Origin of the sequence: Nocardia sp. NPDC004151, assembly GCF_042874235.1 — a bacterium.
Taxonomy (GTDB): Bacteria; Actinomycetota; Actinomycetes; order Mycobacteriales; family Mycobacteriaceae; genus Nocardia.
In genome coordinates this window covers 568,297-594,869 of sequence record NZ_JBIAMR010000001.1, presented here as the reverse complement: position 1 = coordinate 594,869, position 26,573 = coordinate 568,297, and the positions used below count along the sequence as shown (strand labels likewise).

The 26,573-nt window shown below is 69.4% G+C and carries 12 protein-coding genes; 6 read left to right on the top strand and 6 right to left on the bottom strand.

Annotation, left to right across the window (positions count from 1 at the left end; genetic code table 11):
* Positions 1-157: 157 nt before the first annotated feature.
* Positions 158-1,759, bottom strand: a complete 1,602-nt coding sequence (locus ACFYTS_RS02680) for a DUF2207 family protein (RefSeq protein ID WP_387300825.1) — start codon at positions 1,757-1,759, stop codon at positions 158-160.
* Positions 1,760-2,288: 529 nt separating this feature from the next.
* On the opposite strand from ACFYTS_RS02680, the gene ACFYTS_RS02675 reads away from it, so the two are divergent.
* Positions 2,289-3,218, top strand: coding sequence for a neutral zinc metallopeptidase (locus ACFYTS_RS02675; RefSeq protein ID WP_357275372.1), 930 nt, complete (start codon positions 2,289-2,291; stop codon positions 3,216-3,218).
* Positions 3,219-3,275: 57 nt separating this feature from the next.
* Here the strand turns inward: ACFYTS_RS02675 and ACFYTS_RS02670 are convergent, their stop codons facing one another.
* Entirely contained in the window at positions 3,276-4,571 is a 1,296-nt protein-coding gene (locus tag ACFYTS_RS02670) for an ammonium transporter (RefSeq protein ID WP_357275374.1), read from the bottom strand.
* A 105-nt stretch (positions 4,572-4,676) separates the two neighbouring features.
* Entirely contained in the window at positions 4,677-5,510 is an 834-nt protein-coding gene (locus ACFYTS_RS02665) for a hypothetical protein (RefSeq protein ID WP_357275376.1), read from the bottom strand.
* 400 nt (positions 5,511-5,910) lie between these two features.
* On the opposite strand from ACFYTS_RS02665, the gene ACFYTS_RS02660 reads away from it, so the two are divergent.
* From ACFYTS_RS02660 to ACFYTS_RS02640, 5 genes are all read left to right on the top strand, one after another.
* The gene (locus ACFYTS_RS02660) at positions 5,911-8,712 is read left to right on the top strand and encodes a DNA polymerase III subunit gamma and tau (protein ID WP_387300822.1); all 2,802 of its coding nucleotides are present in this window, start codon (positions 5,911-5,913) and stop codon (positions 8,710-8,712) included.
* 257 nt (positions 8,713-8,969) lie between these two features.
* On the top strand, positions 8,970-10,181 hold the full coding sequence (locus tag ACFYTS_RS02655) for an acetyl-CoA C-acetyltransferase (RefSeq protein ID WP_357275380.1): 1,212 nt from the start codon (positions 8,970-8,972) through the stop codon (positions 10,179-10,181).
* A 37-nt stretch (positions 10,182-10,218) separates the two neighbouring features.
* The gene (locus ACFYTS_RS02650; RefSeq protein ID WP_357275383.1) at positions 10,219-12,372 is read left to right on the top strand and encodes a 3-hydroxyacyl-CoA dehydrogenase NAD-binding domain-containing protein; all 2,154 of its coding nucleotides are present in this window, start codon (positions 10,219-10,221) and stop codon (positions 12,370-12,372) included.
* Between the two features lie 208 nt (positions 12,373-12,580).
* The gene (locus tag ACFYTS_RS02645) at positions 12,581-16,162 is read left to right on the top strand and encodes a protein kinase (protein WP_387300819.1); all 3,582 of its coding nucleotides are present in this window, start codon (positions 12,581-12,583) and stop codon (positions 16,160-16,162) included.
* Positions 16,163-16,219: 57 nt separating this feature from the next.
* Positions 16,220-17,704 (top strand): alpha/beta hydrolase, encoded by a 1,485-nt coding sequence (locus tag ACFYTS_RS02640; protein ID WP_387300817.1) that lies wholly within the window; start codon positions 16,220-16,222, stop codon positions 17,702-17,704.
* A gap of 77 nt (positions 17,705-17,781) precedes the next feature.
* Here the strand turns inward: ACFYTS_RS02640 and ACFYTS_RS02635 are convergent, their stop codons facing one another.
* The 3 genes from ACFYTS_RS02635 to ACFYTS_RS02625 form a co-directional block, all read right to left on the bottom strand.
* Positions 17,782-19,098 carry a class I SAM-dependent methyltransferase gene (locus ACFYTS_RS02635; protein ID WP_357275389.1) on the bottom strand — a complete coding sequence of 439 codons (1,317 nt, stop codon included), beginning with the start codon at positions 19,096-19,098 and terminating at the stop codon, positions 17,782-17,784.
* Complete coding sequence (locus ACFYTS_RS02630) at positions 19,095-20,525, bottom strand: FAD-binding oxidoreductase (RefSeq protein WP_387301081.1); 1,431 nt, start codon at positions 20,523-20,525, stop codon at positions 19,095-19,097. Before ACFYTS_RS02630 ends, ACFYTS_RS02635 begins: the two co-directional genes overlap by 4 nt.
* A 189-nt stretch (positions 20,526-20,714) precedes the next feature.
* Positions 20,715-26,537, bottom strand: coding sequence for a pentapeptide repeat-containing protein (locus tag ACFYTS_RS02625; RefSeq protein WP_387300815.1), 5,823 nt, complete (start codon positions 26,535-26,537; stop codon positions 20,715-20,717).
* Positions 26,538-26,573 lie beyond the last annotated feature (36 nt).

The window sequence follows — 26,573 nt, the reverse complement described above, 5'->3', positions numbered from 1 at the left end:
TAAGTTCCTGGGCTGTTAGTGCGATATGGCGATCGATCATCGGACTTCAGTGATGATCGGTGTTCCCACCAATTTTGCCAATCGATTGCTCACGCCGTGACAATAGCGAATGGCGAACCCTGCTACATCGGTTGGTATATCGGTCGCCGGGGGTGTGTCACCGTTGATTGCCGGGCCGGAACAACCCCTCGACCGCGGTGATGAAGTACGGGAAGTGCGCGCCGAATCGCTGCAGACTGCGATCACCCTCGAACCCGCCGAACCAGTACAGCCCAGGACTCCCGTCCGCCGTCGGATCCAGGTCCCGGAACGTGCGCACCCACTGATCGCCGCGGCGCGCGGCCACCAGGAACGGCAGCGCCCGAGAGAACGCCAGCTCCTGATCCGCCCCCGGAATACGCCGCGGCGCAAGCGCGTCCAGCCCGCGCTGCATGGCCTGCACCCGGCCGGTCAGCTCCCGGCCCATCGCGGTGCGGGACGGCAGATAGCGGGGGAGCAGCAGTGCGGCCACCCCGCCCAGCGCGAGCGCGACACCGATCAGGGCGTGCCGCTGCGGACCCAGCGCCAGCGCCGCGGTCGCGGCGAGACCACCCACGATCAGCGCGATCCCGAGCCAGAACTCGAAACCGCGGCGGGTGCGGTCGATGAACACCCCGGCCGTCACCGCATCGTCGATCAGCGCGGCGCGCACCGCCTTCGCGTCCACCTGCCCGCGGCGCTCGGACAGCAGCACCGCGTCCGCGCCCTCCGGGATCAGCGCCGAATACACCGCGCGCTCATAGGCGGTCAGCTGCTCGTCGGGCGGATTCACCCGGGAGAAGCGCCAATCCGCGTCACCGGCGACCGTCACCCACAGGTAGTTGCGGACCGCCAGATCCACCACGGTCGACGCCATGTCCGGCACATCGGCGTGGCCGTCGAGCAGCAGGCCCGCCGTACTCGGCAGCACACCGTCCGGCGACGTGAACTGCACGTGATCGCCGGTCCGCACCAGCGGATCCAGGGTCTCGGCGGCGACCGGCGCGGAACGCCGCGACCACAACACGTATCCGGCCGCCGCGGCCACCGCCGCGAGCAGCGCGCCGAACGCGGCCCACACCGGACCGGTCGGCGAGAACGCGTTGGGCGCGTTGTCGTCGCGCACATCGGCATTGGCCCGCACCGTGTTCGGCGGCAACTGCAAGGTCACATCGAGAATGTCGCCCTTGCGTAGGTCGGTCTTCTCCAGATGCGCGAAACCGTCCGGCTCGACCCGAATATCGCCGCAGTTCTGCGGATTTCCGGGCGGGCCGACCGTGCACTTGGTGACGCCCATCCGGAAGCTCGGGCTCGACACCGTCGCATTGATCGACGCCACATCGGTGTTCAGCACACCGGTCCACTGGAACACCTGCGCGCCCGAAGCGTCACTGACGGTGTTGTGCACCGTGTATACGAAGGTGGCCGTGCCCGGTCGCGCGGAGATGGTGAACAGATCGTCCGCGACATGCGCCTCGCCGTCCCCCTCGGCGGACACATCGGTCACCTCGAACGTGCGCAGCACACTCGGGTTCACCTGCACGCGCAGCGGCAGCACCTGCCGAAACTCCCCGCCCTCGGGGACTTTCACGGTTTCGGTGACCCGCAGCAGACCGTCGTCGCCCAGATTCACCTCCGCGGTGATATCCACACCGGCCGGCTGCGCCCACACGGCCGGCGCCGCCACACCCGCCAGCGCGAGCAGCAGCGCGACCAGGGCGGCCCCCCGAAAAATCTGCATGACTGGCACTCTAGCCAGCTTGCTATCCTTCCTCAGCGGCAAGTCGCAGGTCTATGGAGCCGGCAGGTTATCTCTGAGGAACGAGGGGGTGCGGGGGTTGACTCGCCCACCGTCCGAGCACGGACCGACGCCCCCGGGTCGCCGGCCCACGCCGCCTCCTGGAAACCCACAGCCGCACGGCAATCCGCAGCAGCCCGTCCAGCAACCCGGATTCCCGGCGGTCCCGCGCCGTCCCGCAGGTCAGCCCGGAGGCGCGCCGCCGCCCGGATACCAGCCTCAGCCCGGGTATCCGCCGCCGCCCGGATATCAACGGCCACCCGGATATTCGCCGCAGCCAGGCCATCAGCCCCCGCCTTACTCCGGTCACCCGCAGCAAGCCGGCGCACCTCGCCCGGGATATCCCGCCCAGCCGGGCAAGGGCCCCGCTCGGCCGGGTTACCCACCGCAGCAGGGATTTCCGCCGCCACCCGGGTACGCACAACCCGGATACCCGTCCACCGGTCAGGGGCGGCCCGCGTATCGCGCGCCCATGCCGCCGCCCACCGCCGCGCCGCCGACCGGCGCGATTCCGGTGGCCCGGCCCGCGCCGCCGAGACGCGGCCGGGTGGGGACGCTCGTCGTGATCCTGGTGCTGCTGGTGTCCGGTGTGCTGCTGCGCACCGCCGTCACCACCGGCCTGAACTCCATCGGTTCCGGGTCGAACGTCAAGACCGGCTATTCCAGCGACGCCGGGGAGAACCACGGTGTCGCGGCCACCGCCGACAATCCGCTGTTGACGAACCCCGATTACACGCTGCTGCCCGCCACATGCGCGTACTCGCAGTGGGGCACCCAGGTCGAGGTGGCGCGCAAGTTCTTCGAGACCGCGGCCGACTGCCTGCACACGGCGTGGAAACCGTTGTTCGACAAGATCAATCTGCCGTTCCCCGCACCCAAGCTGAACGTGTCCGCGGACACCGCGGGCATCACCACCCTGTGCACCGGCAACAGCAGTAACTTCGCGGCCTTCTACTGCTCGGCGGACATGACCATCTACATGCCGATCAGTCAGCTGCAGACCGATATCTTCGGCAACAACTGGGTCGTCTATCTCTCGGTGTTCGCCCACGAGTACGGCCACCACGTCCAGGCGCAGTCGGGCATCCTCGGCAAGGTGCACCAGCAGCGCCGCGACGCCGGATCGCGCAGCGACACCGGGCTGGAACTGTCACGCCGCACCGAACTACAGGCCCAGTGCTTCGACGGCATGTACCTGTCGTCCTCCGGCAACGGCGGCTCGCTGACCAGCGCCCAGATCGGGGTGGCCCGCAACGACGCCTACCACCGCGGCGACGCACCCGGCGACATGCGCGATCACGGCACCGCGCAGAGCATGGGCGGCTGGTTCGAGATCGGCTACGACAAGGACCGCGCCATGCAGTGCAACACCTTCAGCGCCGCCGCGAGCAAGGTGAACTGACCGCGAAACACTCGAGCCCCGCCGCGAAGTGCGACGGGGCTCGAAACGGCTTCGGGCTCAGTGGCCCAGCGGCTTGCCGATGCGATTCGGCGAATGTCCGTGCACGCCCTCGGCGTACGCGGTCTCCGCGTGCAGCGCGAAGTCGACGCCGCCCAGCTCGTCCTCCTTGGTGACCCGGAAGCCGACCAGCTTGTCCAGCACCTTGCCCAGCGCGAACGTCATCCCGAACGCGAACGCCGCCACCGTCACCACGCCCACGGCCTGCTTGCCGAGCTGACCCAGCCCGCCGCCGTAGAACAGGCCCGCCGGGCCCTTGGTCATGACGGCCGAGGCCAGGAAGCCGATCAGCAGCGTGCCGACGATGCCGCCCATGAAGTGCACGCCCACCACGTCGAGCGAATCGTCGTAGTTGCCCTTGAACTTCCAGCCCACCGCGAACGAACACACCACGCCCGCGACCAGGCCCACGACCATCGCGCCGATGGTGTTCACCTCACCGCAGGACGGGGTGATGGCGACCAGACCGGCCACCGCACCCGACGCCGCACCGAAGGTGGTCGGCTTGCCGTCGCGGCGCGCCTCGACCACCAGCCAGCCCAGCATGCCGAGACAGCCCGCCACCAGCGTGTTCAGGAACACCGCCGCGGCGGTGCCGTCGGCGGTCAGCGCCGAACCCGCGTTGAAGCCGAACCAGCCGAACCACAGCAGGCCCGCACCCAGCACCACGAACGGCAGATTGTGCGGGCGCATCGCGTCCACCTTGAAGCCCTGACGCGGGCCCAGCACCAACACCATCGCCAGAGCCGAAGCGCCCGAAGCGATCTCGACCACCAGGCCGCCCGCGTAATCCAGCGCGCCCACCTTGCTCAGCCAGCCGTCCGAGGTCCACACCCAGTGCGCGATCGGCGCGTACACGATCAGCGCCCACACCGGCACGAAGATCATCCACGCCGAGAACTTGGTCCGATCGGCGATCGCGCCGCTGATCAGGGCCACGGTCAGAATCGCGAAGGTCAGCTGGAAGGTGACGAACAACAGCTCCGGAACGCCCGCGCCGGTGGTCTTGTCCACCACGTGCACGGTGTCGGGGTTGATTCCGGCGAGCCCGAAATGCCCGAGGTCGCCGATGATTCCGCCGCCCGCGTCATCGCCGAAGGCCAGGCTGTACCCGCCGAGCAGCCAGGCCACCGTCACCAGCGGGATCGAGATGAAGCTCATCATCAGCATGTTGAGCACACCGCTGGACCGCACCATGCCGCCGTAGAAGATCGCGAGGCCGGGTGTCATCAACAGCACGAGCGCCGTGGCCGCCAGCAGCCAGGCGGTCGACGCCGCGTCGATGTGGGGTGTCATGCGGTAACTCCTTCTGCGCGTGATCGCGTTGCGTGGAAGTTACCGAAAACTCACGTTAAGGCGCTGTTACAAAAATGAGGAGTCCGATACCTCCCCGTAACAGCGTCAGCTGCGCTGTTCCCTGGCCTTTTTGGCCAGCGCGCGCAATCCCCGCGGGCCGGGCACCGGATTTCCGTCCTCCAGCGCCATCCATTCCGCGGTGACGAGCCACCGCTGCTGGGCGCGGGCGTCGGCTGTGTCATTGAACACCCGCCGGCCCCGGTCGTCGCGCAGCTCGTAGGCCATGACCGACCAGCGCGGCGGGCGCCCGTTCTCGGCCACTTGGTCGCGCAGGTAGGCCGCCACCAGAGTGCCGATCATGTTCACCGGCCGCAGCGAGACCCGGTTGCCGTAGCGGAGGCCGAAGAAACGCCTTCCGGCACACAGGGATCGGGGCTCGGCGCTGTAGGCGATCCAGCCCGACCGCTGCGCGCGCTCGATGAGCCACAGGTGCTTGATGGCGGTCGGCGGGATGTCACCCACCCGGTCGCGGATCAGGGCGATCACAGGTTCGGTGAGCAGAATGTCGCGCCGGGTCGGACCGGTGCCGTGCACGGTCCAGTATTCGTCGGTCGCTTTGGCCAGAACCCGCCCGAAATCGTCGATGCTGCGCTGCGCCCGGCGGCCCAGCCGCTCGATGCGCTCGGCCTCGGCCCGCATGTCGTTCTGCACCATGTGGGTGCGGATGGCGGCCAGGGTCGGCACCTGGCGACGCTGCAGCAGTTCCAGGATCGCGCCCGCGGTGGCCGGATCGGCAGCGGCCGACACCGGTAGCGAATCACGCTTGATGTCGTAATCGTGCGGGCTGATGGCCCGGCTGAGCAGTCCGACGGCGGCGCTGTCGTCCGCGAATTCGGTGCTGGAGAGCCAGGCGGTGGCGATGTCGTCGTGCGAAGGCACGGGGCATGTCCTCCGGAGGATTTGGTTGTGCCCCGGTCGGGATGAGGGACCGGCCGGGGCAACCAACCTGATGAAGGTTTGGCTACCGAAGTTGCCGATGTCTACGGTAGCCAAGGGGTTGCGTTCTTGCCGCACCGATTCACAGAATCGTTATGTCCGCTCTGTGGTCTTGAAACAGAACGCAGGTCTGTATCTGGTGTCGTTGCAGGAAATGTGGGTTCGACAATTACCGTTTCAAAACGACGCGGAGAATTTGCTATCCGATTTGACCGGGTATCAGTCCGGGTCGGTCGGTTTTGACCGGAGCTCGGGATGGAATGTGATCTGCATCACATCTCAGGGCGGCTGGTGGTTCGGCCGCATGTCACCACCTGTCGGGGCGCACCGGTAACCTCTCCCCGTGGCTCTGTACCGGAAGTACCGACCGGCAACGTTCGCTGAAGTGGTGGGTCAGGAGCACGTCACCGATCCGCTGAGTACGGCGCTCGACACCGGGCGGATCAGTCATGCGTATCTGTTCTCGGGACCGCGCGGGTGTGGCAAGACCTCCTCGGCGCGCATCCTCGCCCGCTCGCTGAACTGCGAACAGGGACCGACCTCCACCCCCTGCGGCGTGTGCTCGTCGTGCGTGGCGCTGGGTCCGGGCGGTGCGGGCAACCTCGACGTCATCGAGCTCGACGCCGCCAGCCACGGCGGTGTCGACGACACCCGCGAACTGCGCGACCGCGCCTTCTACGCACCCGCCGAATCCCGGTACCGCGTCTTCATCGTGGACGAGGCGCACATGGTCACCACGGCCGGCTTCAACGCGCTGCTCAAGATCGTGGAGGAGCCGCCCGCCCACCTGATCTTCGTCTTCGCCACCACCGAGCCCGACAAGGTGCTGCCCACCATCCGCTCGCGCACCCACCACTACCCGTTCCGGCTGCTCCCGCCCGCCACCATGCGCGGACTGCTCGGCAAGATCTGCGACCAGGAAGGCGTGCGGGTCGAGGAGTCGGTGTACCCCTTGGTCATTCGCGCGGGCGGCGGCTCCCCGCGTGACAGCCTCAGCGTGCTGGACCAGCTGCTGGCGGGCGCGGGCGCGGAAGGCGTCACCTATCCGCGCGCGGTGTCGCTGCTCGGCGTCACCGACATCGCCCTGATCGACGATGCCGTCGACGCCCTCGCCGATTCCGACGGCGCCGCCCTCTTCGGCACCATCGACCGCGTGGTGGAGGCGGGCCACGACCCCCGCCGCTTCGCCACCGACCTGCTCGAGCGCCTGCGCGACCTGATCCTGCTGCGCGCCGTCCCCGACGCCACCGACCGCAACCTGGTCACCGGCCCCGGCGACGTCATCGACCGCATGCGCGCCCAGGCCGACCGCCTCGGCGCGGCCACCCTGGCCCGCCACGCCGAACTCCTGCACGAGGGCCTCGGCGACATGCGCGGCGCCACCAACCCCCGCCTCCTGCTGGAGGTCATCGCGGCCCGCATGCTCCTGCCCGCGGCCTCCGACGCCGAGACCGCCACCCTCCAGCGCCTCGAACTCCTCGAGCGCCGAATGGCAAGCGGCGCACTCCCCGCCGCGTCGCAGCAGCCCCAGGGCGCCGCGCCCACCGCCGCGTCCGCAGCGTCGGCCCCGGCCGCGGCTCCGCCCGCTACCGGAGGCGGCAACGCCCGCCGCGGAGCCGCCGCCCTGGCCGCCATGCGGGCCGAGAAGTCCGGCACGCCCGCGCCTTCCGTCGCAGACGAGTTGGTTCCGCCCCGGACCGCCTCGCCCGTCGCGGCTCCGGCCACTCCGGCCGCGCCGGATTCGCCCTCGGCGGCCGCAGCTCCGGTGGCCCCCGCGGTGGCTCCGGCGCCGCCCGCTCAGACCTTGGCCGCTCCCGCCACGGAACCGAATGCTCCGATGGCCGGGGACGCCCCGCCCGCACAGACCATGCCCTCGAGCGGATCCGATTCTCCCGCAGTGGATTCCGCGAATCCGAGTCCGACCGGAACCACGATCCGCCCGCCCGAGCTCTCGCCGGTCGCGAGCCCGGTGCCCGCGATGGTCGCGCCGCCGTCCCCCGCCCCCGTTCAGGAGAGCGCTGCCGCGGCGGTGGCCCCGCAGCCTGCTCATCCCGCCGAACGTGCTGCGGCGCAACAGGCTTCACGCGGATCCGCGACTACCGGGAACGTCGCGCCGGAGCACGAGTCCGGGCAAGCGGCAGCGCCGCAGCAGGAAGCGGCCGCGAATTCGGTAGCCGCGGCCGCGCCCACGAGCACCGCCGCGGCCGAGGCCGCCGCTCCCGCGCAGCCCGCCGTGGCCGCCCCGCCGTCCGCTCCCGCGGCCGACCATGCTGTCGCGCAGCCTTCTTCGTCCGGCCCGGCGGTCGCCGAAGCGGGTGTCGCCACTGCTGAGCAGGGACAGGCCCAGCCGACCTCCGGGCCGGCTCCGGCTGCCGAGGTCGTCCCGGCCGCCGGCCCCGTCGGTGACGATGTGCTGCAGCAGGTCGAGGAGGCCTGGGCGGATATCCGGGCCAAGGTGCGGGAGTTCGGGGCCGCGGTGCACGCGCTGCTGTCCGGCGCGAGCGTGGCCCGGGTCGAGGGCGAGACGATCGTGCTGGCGCATCAGCACGCGCCGCTGGCGCAGCGGTTGTCGCAGCCGCAGTACCTGGAGGCCGTGCAGTCGGCGGTCAAGGCGGTGCTGGGCCGTGAGCACGGGGTGAAGTGGGAAGTCGGGGGAGCCGGGTCGGGCGGCGCGGCCGCCAAGGCCCCGGCGGGCCGGGCGCCCGCGACCGCGCCCGCGGAGCCGAAGAAGGCCGCGCAGAAGTTCTCGCGGCCGAGTCAGGCCAAGGCGGCCGCGGCGCCGGTCGCCGAACCGGCTCCGGCGACCGGGTGGGGGAGCGCCCCCGCGTCCGCTCCGGCGGCTCCCGCGCCCGCGGATCCGGGGCCGGCGGGCGGGGATTCGTTCGAGCGGGAGAGCGCCCGTTTCGCGCCGCCGGAGGACGATATTCCGCTGCCCGACGGGCCGGACCTTCCGGACGATCCGGGGCCGGTGGACTACTCGCCGGTAGGTTATGACGGCGTCCCACCTGCTACTACGCCGGAGGAGGAGCGCGAGATGCTGGAGGAGTCGGCCAAGCCGGTGCCTCCGGAGGAGCGCCGCGACCCGGATGAGGTGGCCCTAGCGTTGTTGGTGCAGGAGTTGGGCGCCACACCTCTGGAGGGTTGACAGTTCCCTCGGGTGCCAACTTAAGTTAACCGGAGTTCGCATAGTTCGGTACTATGATCGGGTGGCCGTGAGTATCGGTTTCGCGAGGTTCTAAGGTATGCCCAGGCGTACGGGTTACCGGAGCGTCAACAAACCGGCTCGGGACGTTGTTTGTACAGCGTCAAAGGCGATCGGTCGTGGGGCCGGTCGGCGAGGTATGGCTACGGCACGGCCCGCACAACGCGGTGACGGCGCACCCAAGAGAGGAAAACTCCGATATGACCACAGAGGCCTACATTTACGAGGCCATCCGCACCCCGCGCGGCAAGAACCGTGGGGGGTCGCTGCACTCGGTCAAGCCGATCGACCTGACCACCGGTCTGGTCCAGGAGCTGCGGAAGCGCTTCCCGAACCTGGACGAGGCTCGCATCTCGGACATTATCCTGGGTGTCGTCTCGCCGGTCGGTGACCAGGGCGCGGACATCGCCCGCACCACCGTGCTGACCGCGGGCCTGCCCGACACCGTCGGCGGCTTCCAGATCAACCGCTTCTGTGCCTCGGGCCTCGAGGCCGTCAACCTGGCCGCCCAGAAGGTGCGCTCGGGCTTCGACGACCTGGTCATCGCCGGTGGCGTCGAGTCCATGTCCCGCGTGCCGATGGGCTCCGACGGCGGCGCCATGTTCATGGACCCGAAGACCAGCTACGACAGCTACATTGTCCCGCAGGGCATTTCGGCCGACCTGATCGCCACCATCGAGGGCTTCACCCGCGATGACGTGGACGCCTACGCCGTGCGCTCGCAGGAGCTGGCCGCCAACGCCTGGAAGAACGGCTACTTCACCAACTCCGTCGTCCCGGTCAAGGACCTGAACGGTCTGACCGTGCTGGACAACGACGAGCACATGCGTCCCGGCACCACCGCCGCCGACCTCGGCAAGCTGAACCCGGCCTTCGCCGGCATCGGCGAGATGGGCGGCTTCGACGCGGTGGCCATGCAGCGCTACCACTTCGTCGAGTCCATCAACCACGTGCACCACGGTGGTAACTCCTCGGGCATCGTCGACGGCGCCGCCATGGTGCTGATCGGTTCCGAAGAGGCCGGCGCCGCGTCGGGCCTGACCCCGCGCGCCCGCATCGTGGCCACCGGCACCTCCGGCGCCGACGCCACCATCATGCTCACCGGTCCGACCCCGGCCGCCGAGAAGGCGCTGGCCAAGGCCGGTCTGAAGCGTGAGGACATTGACCTCTACGAGATCAACGAGGCCTTCGCCTCCGTCGTCCTGAAGTTCCAGAAGGACCTGCAGATCCCGGACGAGAAGCTGAACGTCAACGGCGGCGCGATCGCCATGGGCCACCCGCTGGGCGCGACCGGCGCGATGATCACGGGCACCGTGGTCGACGAGCTGCACCGTCGCAACGCCCGCTACGGCCTGATCACCCTGTGCATCGGCGGCGGCATGGGTGTCGCCACCATCATCGAGCGCGTCTGACGCCCACCGACTTTTCTCTAGGGAGACACGAAACACTATGACCGAGAACATGATCGGCTGGGAAAAGGACGCCGACGGCATCGTCGTGCTGACCATGGACGACCCCAACCAGGGCGCCAACACCATGAACCAGCTCTACAAGGACTCCATGAAGGCGACCGTCGATCGCCTCGAGGCCGAGAAGGACGACATCACCGGTGTCGTCATCACCTCCGCGAAGAAGACCTTCTTCGCCGGCGGCGACCTGAAGAACATGATGAAGACCACCCCCGCGGACGCGGCCTCCATCATGGAAGAGCTCACCACCATCAAGGCTGACCTGCGTCGCCTGGAGAAGCTGGGCAAGCCGGTCGTCTCCGCGATCAACGGCGCTGCCCTGGGCGGCGGCCTGGAGATCACCCTGGCCACCCACTACCGCATCGCCGCGGACGTGAAGGGCGTGCAGCTGGGCCTGCCCGAGGTCTCCCTCGGTCTGCTCCCGGCCGGTGGCGGCGTCACCCGCATCACCCGCATGCTGGGCATCGCGAACGGCCTGATGGGCGTTCTGCTGCAGGGCAACAAGTTCACCCCGGCCAAGGCCAAGGCCACCGGCCTGATCAACGAGGTCGTCGGCTCGATCGAGGAGCTGGTCCCGGCCGCCAAGGCGTGGATCAAGGCCAACCCGGACAAGGGCGTGCAGCCCTGGGACGTCAAGGGCCACAAGATCCCGGGCGGCACCCCGTCCAGCCCGGCGCTGGCCGCCAACCTCCCGGCCTTCCCGGCCAACCTGCGCAAGCAGCTCAAGGGCCAGAACATGCCGGCGCCGCAGGCCATCATGGCCGCCGCGGTCGAGGGCGCGCAGGTCGATTTCGACACCGCGTCGCTGATCGAGTCCCGCTACTTCGTGTCCCTGCTGACCGGCCCGGTCGCCAAGAACATGATCCAGGCGTTCTTCTTCGACCTGCAGCACATCAACAACGGCGGTTCGCGTCCGAAGGACGTGCCGAAGCGTGAGATCAAGAAGGTCGGCGTGATCGGCGCGGGCATGATGGGCGCGGGCATCGCGTACGTCACCGCCAAGGCCGGCATCGACGTCGTCCTCAAGGACGTCACCATCGAGGCCGCCAACAAGGGCAAGGACTACTCGGTCAAGCTCGAGGAGAAGGCTCTCTCCCGCGGCAAGACCACCGAGGAGAAGTCGAAGACCCTCCTGGACCGCATCAAGCCGACCGCCGACCCGGCCGACTTCGCGGGCGTGGACTTCGTGATCGAGGCCGTGTTCGAGAACCCGGAGCTCAAGGCGAAGGTCTTCGGCGAGATCGAGGACATCGTGGACGCCGACGCGCTGCTCGGCTCCAACACCTCGACCCTGCCGATCACCCTGCTGGCCAATGGCGTGAAGCGGGCCGAGGACTTCATCGGCATCCACTTCTTCTCGCCGGTCGACAAGATGCCGCTGGTCGAGATCATCAAGGGTGAGAAGACCTCGGACGAGGCGCTGGCCCGGGTGTACGACTACACCCTCGCGATCCGCAAGACCCCGATCGTGGTGAACGATTCGCGCGGCTTCTACACCTCGCGCGTGATCGGCAAGTTCATCAACGAGGCCATCATGATGCTCGGTGAGGGCGTCGACCCGCAGACCATCGAGCAGGCCGGTCTGCAGGCGGGCTACCCGGCGGCGCCGCTGAAGCTGTCGGACGAGCTGAACTTCACCACCATGCAGAAGATCTACAAGGAGACCGCCGAGGCCGTCGTGGCCGCCGGTGGCGAGATCGACGCCGCTTCCGGCGCGACCGCGAAGATCCTCGACAAGCTGGTGGGCGAGTTCGACCGCAAGGGTAAGGCCGGCGGCGCGGGCTTCTACGACTACACCGACGGCAAGGCCACCGGTATCTGGTCGGAGCTGCGCTCCACCTTCGGCACCTCGACCACCCTCCCCGAGGGCGTCACCCTGCAGGATCTCAAGGACCGCATGCTGTTCGCGGAGGCCATCGAGACCCAGAAGTGCTTCGACGAGAACGTGCTGACCTCGACCGCCGACGCCAACATCGGCTCGATCTTCGGCATCGGTTTCCCGGCCTGGACCGGTGGCACCCACCAGTTCATCGTCGGTTACCCGGGTGGACAGGAAGCCTTCGTGGCCCGCGCCGACGAGCTGGCCGCCAAGTTCGGCAGCCGCTTCGAGGTTCCGGCCTCGCTGCGCAAGTAGTAACCGTGCGCGAGCGCTGAACCACCGGCGCTCGAGCATGTGAAATACCCGGCCCGGGTCGCGAATACGCGGCCCGGGCCGAGTGTTGTACGGGTATGTGTACAGCGGTGGGCGCGAGACCGAAAGGGTCCACACGCCCGAGCGGTCCGCGCTACGTTGAATATGCGCGGGCGGACACGGTTACTCGTTCCAGGTCGAGGTGGTGGAGATGAACTCACAGGCGCGCCGGGACGGCTCGCGGCGTGAGCAGGCGTCTCCCGAAAACTCCACGCAGGCATACGTTCCCGTGAACATCGACGACGAACTCGAGGCCATGGGCCTGTTCGACGCGGAGGAGATCGGCCGGGGCGGGTTCGGGGTGGTGTACCGCTGTAGCCAGCGTGCCCTGGACCGGGTGGTGGCGGTGAAGGTGCTCTCCGCGGAGATCGACGACGAGAGCCGGGAGCGGTTCCTGCGCGAGGAGCACGCCATGGGCCGGTTGTCGGGGCATCCGAACATCGTGGACATCCTCCAGGTGGACGTGACGCCGACCGGGCGGCCGTACATCGTGATGCCGTACGCGACCCGCGGTTCCCTGGAACAGGTGGTGCACGACAATGGGCCGCTGTCCTGGGTGGATTCGCTGCGGGTCGGGGTGAAGCTGGCGGGGGCCATCGAGACCGCGCATCGCGCCGAGGTGCTGCACCGGGACGTGAAGCCCGCCAACGTGCTGTTGAGCCGGTACGGGGAACCGCAGCTCACCGATTTCGGAATCGCGCGTATCCCGGGCGGTTTCCGCACGACCACGAGTTTGATCACCGGGTCGCCCGCGTTCACGGCGCCCGAGGTGCTCAAGGGTGACGAGCCGACCGTGCGTTCCGATGTGTACGGGCTCGGTTCCACCCTGTTCGCGCTGCTGACCGGGCACGCCGCGTTCGAGCGGCAGGCCGGGGAGAAGGTGGTGGCGCAGTTCCTGCGCATCACCAGTCAGCCGGTGCCGGACCTGCGGGAACTGGAGATCCCGGCGGATGTGGCCGCGGCCATCGAGGCGGCCATGTCGCCGGAGCCGCGGGATCGGCCCGTCAGCGCGGTGGAGTTCGGTGAGCTGCTGCGCGCAGTGCAGGGCGACCACGGTCAGGTGCCGGACGAGATGGCCTTGATCGACGGCGCGGAACTCGGTGCGGACGGCCATGATCCCTCGGCGCCGACGTATTCGACCCAGCGCAGGCACACCGTGGTGACGGCGCCGCGCAACCGGTCGCTGACGCTGCGCCCGACCGGCAATCCGAGCGCGGTGTTCAGTACCGGCAATACGTTGCCGCCCACGGCCACAACGAAATTCCTGCCTCCGACGCCGGCGCGGGAACCGATCGCCCGGCCCCGGCTGCTGGAGCCGCTGCGGTCGGGCGGCCGCCGCCGGCTGGCGGTGATCCACGGCCCGGCCGGATTCGGCAAGAGCACGCTGGCCGCGCAGTGGTGTGCCGAGCTCACCGATCGCGGGATGCCGGTGGCCTGGATCGGCATCGACCGCGACGACGACAACGAGGTGTGGCTGCTGGCCCACATCATCGCGGCCATTCGCAAGGTGCGGCCGGAGATCGGCGTGGGACTGGAACAGCTGCTGGAGGAGCGGCCCGCCGAGGCGGTGCCGTACGCGGTGTCGGCGCTCATCGATGAGGTGCGGGCGGGCGGGACCCCGGTGGTCGTGGTGGTGGACGACTGGCATCGGATCACCGACGCCGGGGCGCAGCGGGTGATGGCGTCACTGCTCGACAATTGTTCGCACGAACTGCGTTTCGTCATCACCAGCCGGGAGCGGGCGGGGCTGCCGTTGAGCCGTCTGCAGGTGGCCGACGAGCTGATCGAGCTCGGGTCCCCGCAGTTGCGGCTGACCGAGGCGGAGACCAGGGAAATCCTGGTCGATCGGCTGGGATTGGAGTTGAGCGACCGGCAGGTCGAGCAGATCCACACCGCCACCGACGGCTGGCCGGCCGCGATCCAGCTGGCGGGATTGTCGCTGCGCGCGGCGGATCACGATGTCGACCGGCTGATTATCGGGCTTTCCGGTGACAACAAGGCGATCCGGGAGTATCTGGCCGAGAACGTGCTCGGCGCCATCGAGCCGCGCATGCTCGAATTCCTCACTGACATAGCGATTCCCGAGCGGGTGAACGCGTCGCTGGCCGAGGCGCTGTCGGGTGCGGCGGACGCCGCGGATCTGCTCGACGAGGCCGAGCAGCGTGAGCTGTTCGTGCACCGGATTCCCGACGATCCGAGCTGGTACCGCATGCAGCCGATGGTGGCCGAGCATCTGCGGGCCCGGCTGGACCGGGCGCAGCCGGGGCAGTTGAAGAAGTTGAACGGCAAGGCGTCTCGCTGGTTCGCCGAACACAATCTGATCAAGCAGTCGGTGGATCACGCGCTGGCCGCCACCGATCTGAAGTACGCGCTGGACCTGGTCGAGAAGGGCGGCATGGATCTGATCGACAGTTCGCGGCTGGCCACCCTGTTCGGCACCGTGTCGAAACTGCCGGTCCAGCAGGTGACTTCGCGGTCCAAGCTGTTGATGGCGCTGGCCCGGGCGAATGTGAATCTGCAGCAGTCCGGGGCGGCGCGGACCGCGCTGGGCCGTTTGTCGAACATGCTGGCGCGCAGCGGCACCGACGATGCCGAGGCGGTGACCCAGCGCTGTCAGGCGGCGGTGCTGGCGGCGGCCGACCAGGTGGCGCGGGACCGCACCGAGGGCGTGCTCGACAAGATCACCGAATGCCTGAAGCTGGCCGACGATCTCCCGGCGTGGACGGTGTCCACGGCTGCGAACCTGGCCTCGTTCGTGCGGCTGTGCGGTTTCGACTTCGAGGGCGCGCGCGGCATGCAGGACTGGGCGGCCCCGTTCCACGCCCGCTCGGCCGACCCGCTGGGCGAGGTGTTCGGCCTGTGCGCGCGCGGCGACGCCGCCTACGAGCAGCTCGATATCGCCACCGCCACACGGTGTTTCGAACAGGCCTGGCAGACCGCCCGCGATCGCGCCGGGTCCCGGTCGGACGCGGTGCGGGTGGCGGCGGCGCTGCTGGGCGAGGTGGCCTACCGCCGCGGCGATCTGGACAGCGCCGAGCGGCTGCTGGATCAGAGCCACGAATTGACCACCCGCGTCGGCCCGGTCGACTTCCTGGTCACCATCTTCGTGAGCGGCGCGCGCGTGAAGGCGGTGCGCGGCGACCTGGAGACCGCCGCGGTTCGCCTGGACGAGGGCGCGCGGATAGCCGCCGACCGTAAGCTCACCCGGCTGGCCGCGCAGGTCCGGGCCGAGCGCCTGCGGCTGGGCCTGCCCGCCGATTCACTGAGCGCGGGCCTGGTCACCGACCCGATGGCGCGCACACCGCGGCATGCCACCGGTGCGGCGGTGCTGACCGCCGAGGCCGAGGAGATCGCCACCATCCGGGCGCTGCTGGCCCGCCACTATCGCGGCGACGACCGCGCCACCGACGACCTGGCCCCGCTCGGCACCGACGACACCGTGGTGAAACGGGCCCGCGTCCTGCACGCCCGGATCCAGGAACAGCACCGGCCCCGGGCCGAACTCGATTCGGCGCTGCTGCTGGCCGAGTGCCTCTCCACGGCGGGCTGGCTCGGGGAGTCGATCGCGACGCTCACGCCGGTGGTGCTGCGGTGCGCCGAGCTGGGCTGGTCGCGGCCGCTGCTGGATGCCGGGCCGGGTGTGCTGACCATCCTGCGGACCATGCGGCACGAGATGCCGTTGGACGCGGACGGTCAGGAGGCGCCGCGCCGCTTCCTGGATTCACTGCTGTAGGACGGGTCGCAGGGTATTCACAGCGTTTCTCGAGGAACGGCGGACACAATCGCCGTCGTGTTCTCGCCGCATGCGCCGTCGCAGTCACCGCCGCTCGGGCCGCCGCCCGCGCCGCACCCGCCCGCCGCCCGCAGCGGCTACGGGGGCTTCCACCACGGGGTTTCGCTATTGCACGGGTGGGTGCCGCAGGTGGTGGCGTTCGTGGCGGTGCTGCTGCTGGTGATCGCGTTCGCGCGGGCGACGCGGCGCTGGTGGGTGCTGTGGATGCCGGTGTGCGCGGTGGGCGGCGTCGCGGCGGCGTGGGCGGCCTGGGATTTCGTGGACGATCAGGGACTGGCCTCGGATCCGGCGCCGGTGTTGTTGTGGGCGTCGATCGGATTGACGGCCGCCGGACTGGTGGCCGCGATCGTCGGACTGCGGACCGGCGGCTGGTGGCAGCGGATCGCGGCGGTGCTGGCGGTCCCGGCGGCGCTGCTGTACACGGGCGTGGTGCTCAACCAGTGGGTCGGCTACTACCCGACGGTGCAGGCGGCCTGGGACGCGCTCAACGCCGATCCGCTACCGCACCAGGTGGATCTGGACGAGCTCGCCGAATTGCGCAAGACGGATGTGGGGACCGGGCGCATCGTGGAGGTGGATATTCCGGAGGCGGGCAGCGACTTCCGGCATCGGCGCGAATACGTGTACCTGCCGCCCGCCTGGTTCGCCGGTGACACACCGCCCGCCCTGCCCGCCGTGATGATGATCGGCGGCGAGTTCAACACTCCGGCCGACTGGGTCCGCAGCGGCCAGATCATGCCCGCCGTGGACGCTTTCGCGGCCAAGAACAGCGGGCAGACGCCGGTGCTGGTGTTCGTCGATTCCGGCGGCAGCTTCAACAACGACACCGAATGCGTGAACGGCCCGCGCGGCAACGCGGCCGACCACCTCACCAAGGACGTCCCCGGCTACGTGGAGTCGGAGTTCGGCGTCTCGAAGGATCCGGCGCAATGGGCGGTGGTGGGCTGGTCCATGGGCGGCACCTGCGCGGTCGACCTGGCCGTCATGCATCCGGACCTGTTCGGCACCTTCGTCGACATCGCCGGTGACCTGGGCCCGACCGCGGGCTCCAAGGAGCAGACCATCAAACGCCTGTACGGCGGAAACGCCGATGCCTGGGCGCAATTCGATCCGCTGACGGTCATGGAGAAGCACGGCCCCTACACGGGCGTGGTCGGCCTGTTCGACGACCTGACCGCACCCAAGCGCACCAACAACGCGGGCGCGAACGGCGCACCGAACGGACAGCCGCGGAACTTCCCCGGCGCGCCCAAGGTGAGCGAGGAACAGATCGGCAAGGGCGGCCGCGACGGCGTCCAGGACGCGAACGAGGAAGGCGCCGCCGAGCAACTGTGCGACGCGGGCCGCAAGGTCGGCATCGACTGCACCGTGCACACGACGGTCGGCGGTCACACCTGGCAGTTCGCCGCCTCGGCCTTCACGTCGTCATTCCCTTGGCTGACAGCCCGTTTGGGGCTTCCGGTGCCCGGCCTGTCGTCGTGAGAGGGAACGGGCGCGCGGCACCGGCCGCACGCCCGTCCTCCGGGTTTCGGGGGACTACCCCTGAGAGCCCATGAGAGTCATGCCTTCCACCAGGGGCGGAGGGGCACCGTCCAGGTCTGGTCCGCGGCGAGTTTGACGCCCAGGATCTGGTGCAGCTGCACCACATTGCGTTCGAACCCGAGCTGGCAGCCCGCCATGTACAGGCCCCACACCTTGGCGGTGCCCTCGCCGACCTCGGCGACCGCGTCGTCCCAGTTCTTCACCAGGTTGTCGCACCATTCGGCGAGGGTGAGGGCGTAGTGCTCGCGCAGGTTCTCCTCGTGCAGCACCTCGAGGCCCACGTTCTGGATCTCGGAGATGATGCGCCCGGAGCCCGCGAGTTCGCCGTCGGGGAAGACGTAGCGGTCGATGAAGTCGCCCGCCTTGGTGATGCGGGTGTTGTCCGGCCGGGTGATGGAGTGATTGAGGAACAAGCCGCCGACCTTCAGCTTGGACTTGATGTAGTCGAAGTAGGCCGGGTAGTTGTGCACGCCGATGTGTTCGGTCAGGCCGATGGAGGACACCGCGTCGAAATTGCCCTCGTGCACGTCGCGGTAGTCGGAGTGCCGCACCTCGGCGAGGTCGGACAGGCCTTCCTCGGCGATCTTGGACTGCGCCCATTCGGCCTGTTCGGCGGACAGGGTCGCGCCGATGACGTGGACACCGTGTTTGGCGGCGTAGCGCACCATGCCGCCCCAGCCGCAGCCGATGTCGAGCAGTCGGTCGCCGGGCTTCAGGTTCAGCTTCTCGAAGACCAGGCGGTACTTGTTCTCCTGCGCCTGTTCCAGCGTCCAGGCCGGGTCCTCGTACGCGGCGCAGGTGTAGGTCATGGACGGGCCCAGCACGTATTCGTAGAACGTGTTGGAGACGTCGTAGTGGTGGTGGATGGCCTCGGCGTCGCGAGTCTTGCTGTGCCGCAGTCCCTCCAGCGCGATGCGCCGCCAGCGCGGCATGGCCTCCTGCGGCGGCGGGGGCACCGGCTTGAGCAGTTCCCAGCCCAGGGAACGGGCGATGACGACCAGCTGCAGCGCGGTGGGGCGGCGGAACTTCATGCTCGCCATGGCCTTCAGCAGTTCGTACGGGTCGCCGGGTTCGACGCCGTGGGCGATCAGGTCCCCGGCGATGTAGGCGCGCGCCATGCCGAGGTCGCCGGGCGCGGTGGCGATGTAGTTGACGCCGCGGGGCGTGAGGATCTCGAGGCCGAATTCGGAGTCCTCGGGTCCGGCGGTGCTGCCGTCGTAACAGGTCAGGCGGATGGGCACCGGGCCGTCGAGCAGGGTCGCGAAGATCTCGGCAATGCTCAGTTTGGTTCCGAGCTCGGCGAATACGTCGGAACGGTCCTTGTACGTGGTCACTTGCGTTGCACCGCCTTCGAATACAGATCCAGTAGACGAGAATCCGGGTCGTAGCGTTTCTTGAGAGAGGAGTAGGCGCCGCCGCCGTAATAGAGGCCGGCGAATTCATCCTGGTCGTAGAAGGAGTCCGAATACAGCGATTTGTGACCGTCCAGTTCGGACACTCTGCGTTCGATGGCGCGGTTGGCCACGCCCTCGGGCTGTCCGGGCACGGTCGGCACCGCCGACCAGAAGCCGACGTTCACATAGGTGCGGTCGGGTTCCAGCGGGTAGAGCGGCCAGGGCCGTTCGCCGTCGCTGTCGCGCAATCGCAACGGGCACAGCCAGATCGGCTCGATCGGGATCTCCCGCAGGAACCACTCCACGAAGTCGGCGGTGTGCTCGAGCGGCACTTCGATGTCCTGCACCACCCGTTCGCGGGGCGGATTCCCGTGCCGCGCCTCGATCTTGTCGCCGATGCCGTACTTGTGGTCGAGGGCGATGAGTTTCCAGTAGAAGCTGGAGCGCCGGTACCGCTGCGGCCAGAAGCGCCGGACGCGCGGGTTTTGCGCGCCGAAGGCCCGCGAGCACCAGAACCAGTCGGTGTCCCAGCGCCACAGGTAGTCGTGGATGGTGAGCCGGTCGCGAATGGGTCGCGGGGAGTCGTGCTGGATGGACCGGTAGTAGATGTCCATGCCGGTGTAGTCGCTGACCGGGCCTGGTTCGTCGGTCTGGCGGCCCAGGATCAGGTAACTCTCGTCGGCGGTGAAGACCACGCCGTCGAGGTAGTCGACCGGTTCGCCGTCCCAGGCGCGGTCGGCGATGATCCGCGCCATGGCGGCCTCGAGTTCGCGCAGCCGGTGGAAGCGAACATGCCGCACCTCGACATAGGGTTCCACGGTTTCCAGCTCGATCTTCAACCGCGTCGAATAACCCAGCGTTCCATACGAATTGGGGAATCCGCGGTACAACTCCGCGTGCTCCCCGTCCCGGGTCGCGGTGATGATCTCGCCCGCCCCGGTGAGGACGTCCATCTCCAGCACGGATTCGTGCGGTAGCCCGTTGCGGAACGAGGTGGATTCGATGCCGAGTCCGGTGACCGCGCCGCCGAGGGTGATGGTCTTGAGCTGCGGCACCACCAGCGGGGCCAGTCCGTAGGACAGTGTGGTGGCGACCAGGTCCTCGTAGGTGGTCATCCCGGCCACGTCGGCCGTGCGGGCTTCCGGATCGACCGCGATGACCTGCGTCAATCCGGACACATCGAGTCCGGGTGCGGTACTGCGGGCGCGGGCCCGGAAGAGATTGGACGTCTTCTTGGCCAGCCGGACATTGGCATCCGGCGGGATGGCGCGATAGGAGGCCAGGAGGCGATCGACCCCAGCCTGATGCGCGGCGAAACCTGATTCCTGTGCGGCCGGTGCGCGGCCGGCCTTACCCAACAGACTCACTGCCACCCTCGAAAACCTAGCGTGCACCGACCGGTACGGCCAGCAAGAAAGCACCGGCGGGGCGGGTTTTCACACATAGTTTCCCTGTGCGCGGGCAGGCGTGACCTGCCCTGTGGTCAGAGTATTCCCCGTCACACCGTGATGATTCTTACTTTGGCTAACATTTGGCTTACGGTGTGCCGGAGCGGTTTACAGCGGGTCGTCGAGTTCCATCTGCCGGATCTGCGGCAGATACGGGTCCAATTCGCCCGCTTCGAACCGGCACATGCCGATCACGTGCCAGAACTGGCCCGCCGTCAGACCTTCGGTCTTGTAGCGGCCGTCCGGCGTGAACGCCACCCAGCCCTCCGGCAGGCCCAGCAGGGTGGCCCGCGGTTCCGGCGCGGACTCGTCCAGCGCCCACACCATGATCGAGCCGTCATTGCCGCCGCTGGCCAGCAGCCGCCCGGACGGATCGAAGGCCAAGGACCGCACCCGGTTGCGATGGCCGTGCAGGGTGTGCCGGTGCTCGCCCGTGGCGATGTCCCACAGCTGGATCACCAGGTCGTCGCCCGCCGTGGCCAGCAGTCCCGACCGCGCGTCCACCGCCACGCACCACAGCCGCCCACGATGCAGGTCCAGCCGGTGCAGCGGGGGGCCTCCGGCCCGGCTCCAGATCCGGACCGTGCCGTCCCAGGAGATGCCCGCGACCAGGTCGTCGTGCAGGACCACCCCGTAGACGCGATGCCCGCCCGCGCCGCTCGGCGTCGGATCCGACAGCGTGCCCAGCAGTTCCCCGGACTCCACGGCCCAGAGCCGGATCTGCCCGTCGTCGCAGCCGGTGGCCATGGTCGCGCCGGTGGCGTCGAAGGCGATCGAGCGCACCCGGCCGCGATGGTCGGCGCAGACCGCGTGCTCGCCGCCGGTCTCACGGGTCCACAGCGTCACGGTGTCGTCGTCGTTGGCGGTCGCGATGAAGCGGGCGGTCGGGTCGTAGGCGATGGCCCACACCGGCGCGGAGTCGACGGTGATCTCCCGTTCGGCCTCGCCGGTGCCGATATCGGACACCCGCAGCCGCCCGGCATTGCCGACCGTCACCAGCTGGGTGGCCCGGGCCGGGCTGAACACCCCCGATTCCACCGTGACCAGCCCGTCCGCGCTGCCCTGCAGGCGGTGGGTGAGCCGCCCGGTGGCGGCGTCCCAGAGCCGGACGCTGCCGTCGTTGCCGAAACCTGCGAGCACGGTGCCGTCCGCGTTGAACGACACCGCGCGCACGTGCCGCCCGTGTCCGTTGAGGGTGTGCAGGCGTTCGCCGGTGGCGGGATCCCAGACCCGCAGCGCGAATTGGTCGTCGGCGATGGCGAGCTGGGTGCCGTCGGGCCGGAACGCGAACGGCCAGATGGAACCGGTGTGCCCGGTCAGCTTGTGCAGCGGCGCGCCGGTGCGGCCGTCACGCACGTAGACCGCGCCCGCGGTGTCGCCGGAGGCGAGCATGTCACCACCCGGATCGAAGCCGAGCCAGTGGATGCGGGCGCTGCCGTGTTCGGTGCGATGGTGCCGCCGCGCGCCGGTGCCGGTGTCCCACAGCCGGATTCCGCCCGCGAGATCGCCGCTGGCGAGGATGGGCTCGGTCGGATGGAACGCGACCGTGTAGACGATGTGCTCGTGCCCGGACAGGTCGTGGACCAGGGTTCCGGTGGCCGGATCCCACAGTCCGAGAACGCCGTCCGCGCCCCCGGCGGCCAGCAGTGTGCCCATCGGATCCCAGCAGACGCGACGGACCGGTCCCGGCGCGGCCCGGAAACCGCCCAGCTCGGCCCCGGTGCCCGGATGCCAAAGTCGAACAGTCCCATCGTGGTAGGCGGCGGCGAGCCGGTCGCGGTGGAAGGCGAGGCTGTAGATGCGTTGCGGGCGGCCGTCCGGCGGCGGGAACTCGTGCAGCAGTTCACCGTCGGGGAGTCGCCGGACGCGCAGCGTCCCGGCCGCGTCGCCGGTGGCGAGCAGGGTTCCGGCGGTATCGGTTTCCAGTGGCCAGGGCCAGTTCTCGTGTCCGGTCAGGACCGCCCTGATCGTGCCGCTGGCGGCGTCCCAGATCCGCACGGTTCCGTCGGCCGAGCCGGTGACCAGCACCTGTTCGGTGTAGGCGAGGGCGAAGGTGCGGTCGCGGTGCCCGTGCAGGGTGCGCAGGGTGCGCCCGGTGTCCGCGCCGTAGACGACCACGCTGCCGGAGTCGCAGCCGACCGCGATGGTGCCACCGTCCGGACTGTAGGCCAGCGGTCGCGGCAGTCGTCCGCTCTGCGCGTCCACGCCGTGCTTGACCCCGATGGCGGCGGGGGCGAATTCGGTCAATGGCGGGGTGCCGGGGACGCGGCCGGACCCGGCCAGGTCGGTCCTGGCGGGTCGGCCGATGACGTCGAGCAGCGCGGCCCGGGTCCAGCGGCTGCCCTCGCCGCGCACGCCGGTGAGGTCGGTGCGGGCCAGGCGGGCGCCGGTCAGGTCGGCGCGGCCCAGATCGGCGCGCACCAGCGAGGCCTGATCCAGGTGCGCCCGGTGCAGACGGGCTCCGCGCAGGTCGGCGTTCTGGAGATTGGCGCTGGTCAGCTGGACTTCGGTCATATCCGCTCCGCGGAGGTCGGTGCCGACCAGGGAGGCCTGGTCGAGTTGCGCGCCCACCAGCCGGACGCCCCGCAGGACCGCCTGGTCCAGCACCGCGCCGGTGAGCCGGGTGCCGGTCATGTTCGCGCCGGTGAAATCGAGCTGCCGCAGATTGCGGAAGGAAAGGTCCTCGCGCGACAGGTCGAGGCCGCGCAGGTCCTTGTCGGGGCTGATGCGCAGCCGGGCCGCGACCCGGGCGGCATTGGTGCGGGTGATCTCGTGTTCGTCCGGATCGGCCTGGACGCGTTCGACCCAGGCCTGTAGTAGCTCGACTTCGGCCAGATCGCAGAGGAATTCGACGGCGAGAGGTTCCAGCTGCGCCTGCGCCGGCGGCGCGGGTTCGGCGACCCCCGCGCTGAGCTGGGTGGCGATGGCCTTGGCCACCAGCCAGTCCCGCACTGACGAGTGGATGAAGCCGAAGCGGTTGTCGTCGCTGCGCACGATGAGGCTGCGGGAGCCGAGGGCATGCACGAACTGCGCCACATTGAGCCGGCTCGCGTCGATCTCCTGCACGGCGGCCTGCGCGACCTCGGTCAGTTCCGTGAGATTCAGGTAGGGCCGCCCGTTCTCCCACACCCGCAGCGCGAAATACGTGACGGCGAGCCACAGTTCGGTGAGGCCCAGGGTGGGCTGCGAGCTGGCGCGTTCCGGGGACCGCTCGATCTCGTAGGTGAGCCAGCTGGTCAGGATCTCCTCGTACAGCCGCGTCGGGCCGATGATCCGGCGGGCCCCGGCCGCGGTGCGCAGCCGCTGTTCGTCCAGGTCGGCGATGAAGCTCAGCATGCGCGGATTGCAGGCGAGTTTCAGCAGGCCGGGAATGCCGCGAAGCAGCCGCATGCGGGCGTCGGCCGAAGGCCCGCTGGGGCCGTAGCGGTTGACCAGGAAGGCGTGCATCTGCTCGTCGGTGAAGTTCTCCACGCTCAGGATGTAGCGGTCCGGGTGCGGGTCCTCGCGGGTGTCGAGGGCCGCCGCGATCTGGTCGTAGGACTTGAAATGCTGTGTGCGCCCGGCCACCACGACCTTGGCCCGCCCCACCGCGGCCTGCAGCAGGGTGGCCATGTGCTCGGCGGCGCTGTCGTAGTTGAGGCGGGTGAGCAGTTCGTCGAAGCCGTCGAACAGCAGCACCACTCGGCCCTGTTCCAGCATGTACCGCAGGGCGCGCAGGTCGATGCGGGATTCGCCGTTGTTGGCCAGGTGCGCGGCCAGCAGGGTGTCCAGGGAGCTGGTGCGATCCAGTTCGCGCAGCTCGATGTGGATGGGCACCAGTCCGATGGTGGTCTCGGCGATCCGGCGGGTCAGCTCACGCAGCGCGAAGGTCTTGCCGAGTCCGAAATCCCCGAGCAGCAGCACGAATCGGCCGTCCGCGGCGGTCACCAGGTTCATGAGTTCGGCGACCAGATCGTGCTGCACCTCGCGCCCGCGCGGGGCCAGCATGCGGAAGCGCTGCGGCACATACAGTTCCGGGGGATAGGCCGGGTCGTCGCGCAGGCGGGCCGACTGTTTGCGCAGGTAGTCGCCGAGTTCGACCATGCCCTGGAAGTCGGTGAAGCTGCGGATCCGCACGCCCTCGGCGGCCGCCCGGTCGGAGAGCTCGCGGCTCGGGGCGGGACCGAGGTAGATGAGCTGGGAGCCGGGTCGCGGTTCGGGGCCGAGGAAGGCGTCGAGGACCTGGCCGGTCACTTCGCCCACGTGCGCGCCGATGATGAGCTGTTCGATGACCGGCTCGGAATTCACGGTGACCAGCAGGTAGTGCGGGTCGGCGGTGATGCGGCGGATGCGTGCGCCCGGATAGCGCACCTCGCACACCTCGGCGACCTGCTCCAGCAGCATGTCGTGTGGGCGGGCGGTCTCATTCGTGCGCGGTTCCGGGCGGGGCGCGGGTGGGGGAGCGGGCAGTTCCCGGGCGGCCCGGCTCTCCAGTGCCACCACGGCATTCGTCCAGGTGAGGGCCTGCGGGACCGGAGGCTCCAGCGGTTCGTCGTAGCGATAGCGGGTGAGTCCGGCATCGGTGATGTGGACCAGTTCGGCCTGACCCGGTGCGGGGGCGGACAGGACGGGCAGCGTGCCGCCCGGGTGCGCGAGCGAGCGTCCGGCCCGGCCGGGGCCGCGCAGCAGCAGGTTCAGGCGCGGACCCAGGCGGCGGAAGGCGCGTTCGGCGTCGCGCAGCACGCCCGCGTCGTAGGGCGAGGTGTTCGGGCCGGGGGCCGGATCGTGGCGCAGCACGCCCAGCCGGAACCAGCCCTGCGCCTCCTGGGCGCGCAGCTGCTCGGCGAACCAGTCCTTCTGTTCGTCACCGATGGCGCCGTAGTCGTCCTCGGGGCGGTGGGTGGCGGCCATGGTCGAGTTCAAACCGGCCACGACCAGCCGTAATCCGGGGATCGGGAACAGCGTCCAGGGCTGGCCGACATCGAAGACCAGGTGGTCGAGGCCGCGGTAGAGGGTGTTGAACATCTGCTCGAACAGGCGCAGTTTCGCGAAGTAGGGCGCGCGGGGCAGGCGGTCGTTGGCCTCGCAGTCCAGGAAGTGGGCGCGGCAGGCCAGTTTCGAGATGTCGTGGTTGCCGGGGACCACGATCAGCCGGTCGGGTTCGAGTTTGAGCAGCACGCGCAGGCCGGTGAGAAACGCCGTGGCCTTGCGGAATTCGGTCGGATGCGCCGATTCGGTGAGATCGCCGCTGACCACGATCAGATCCGGCGGCGGGGCCTGACGATCCACCAGCTCGGTGACCGCGCCCCAGATGTGGGACTGCAAACCCTCCGGATCGGTGGGGATGTCGGCCGACGCCCGCCCGAACCGAGGACCGCCGATATGCAGGATGGACAGGCCCGCATGGGTGCGGGCCGCGGCCATGTCCCCCGGGAACGCCGGCGGCGACAGCGGTCGGCGGCCCGGCGGCCGGGGTTCCGGTGCCGCGGACCACAAGTCGTCCGAACGCATGTCCGGCCGCCGCCGCGGCATCCACCGCTCCGACAGCATCCGCTCGACCCGGTCCAGCACCTCCCGCCGCATCTCGGCCTCATCGGTCACCCCGAACAGGTCCAGGCAGGCGACCCCGGTCGGCAGCCATTCCAGCGAGCAGTCGCTGACCCGGATGGCCAGCAGCTTCCCCGGATCCACGTCCAGCGCGGCCTGCCACTCCCGGTTCGCGTGTCGCGAGGACACATAGTCGCGGGTCAGCACCGCGATCACCAGATCCGCCTCGCGCACCCCTCGCTGCACGAACTCCCCATAATTCGCCGCCGGATCGAAGTCCCACGACGACACCAGGGTTCGATACCGCCCCTCGGCGTGTTCGAGCAGCCATCCCAGCCAGATGGCCCAACGCTCGTCGGCCGCCGAATAGCTCGTGAACAGTAACCGCCCGCCCCACGCCGTCACACCGCCCAGTATCGCGCCCCCGAAAGCACCCTGCGG

Coding starts and splice junctions, on each gene's coding strand:
- ACFYTS_RS02650 (WP_357275383.1), top strand. CDS start 10,219: ATGACCGAGAACATGATCGGCTGGGAAAAGGACGCCGACGGCATCGTC.
- ACFYTS_RS02655 (WP_357275380.1), top strand. CDS start 8,970: ATGACCACAGAGGCCTACATTTACGAGGCCATCCGCACCCCGCGCGGC.
- ACFYTS_RS02645 (WP_387300819.1), top strand. CDS start 12,581: ATGAACTCACAGGCGCGCCGGGACGGCTCGCGGCGTGAGCAGGCGTCT.
- ACFYTS_RS02680 (WP_387300825.1), bottom strand. CDS start 1,759: ATGCAGATTTTTCGGGGGGCCGCCCTGGTCGCGCTGCTGCTCGCGCTG.
- ACFYTS_RS02675 (WP_357275372.1), top strand. CDS start 2,289: ATGCCGCCGCCCACCGCCGCGCCGCCGACCGGCGCGATTCCGGTGGCC.
- ACFYTS_RS02670 (WP_357275374.1), bottom strand. CDS start 4,571: ATGACACCCCACATCGACGCGGCGTCGACCGCCTGGCTGCTGGCGGCC.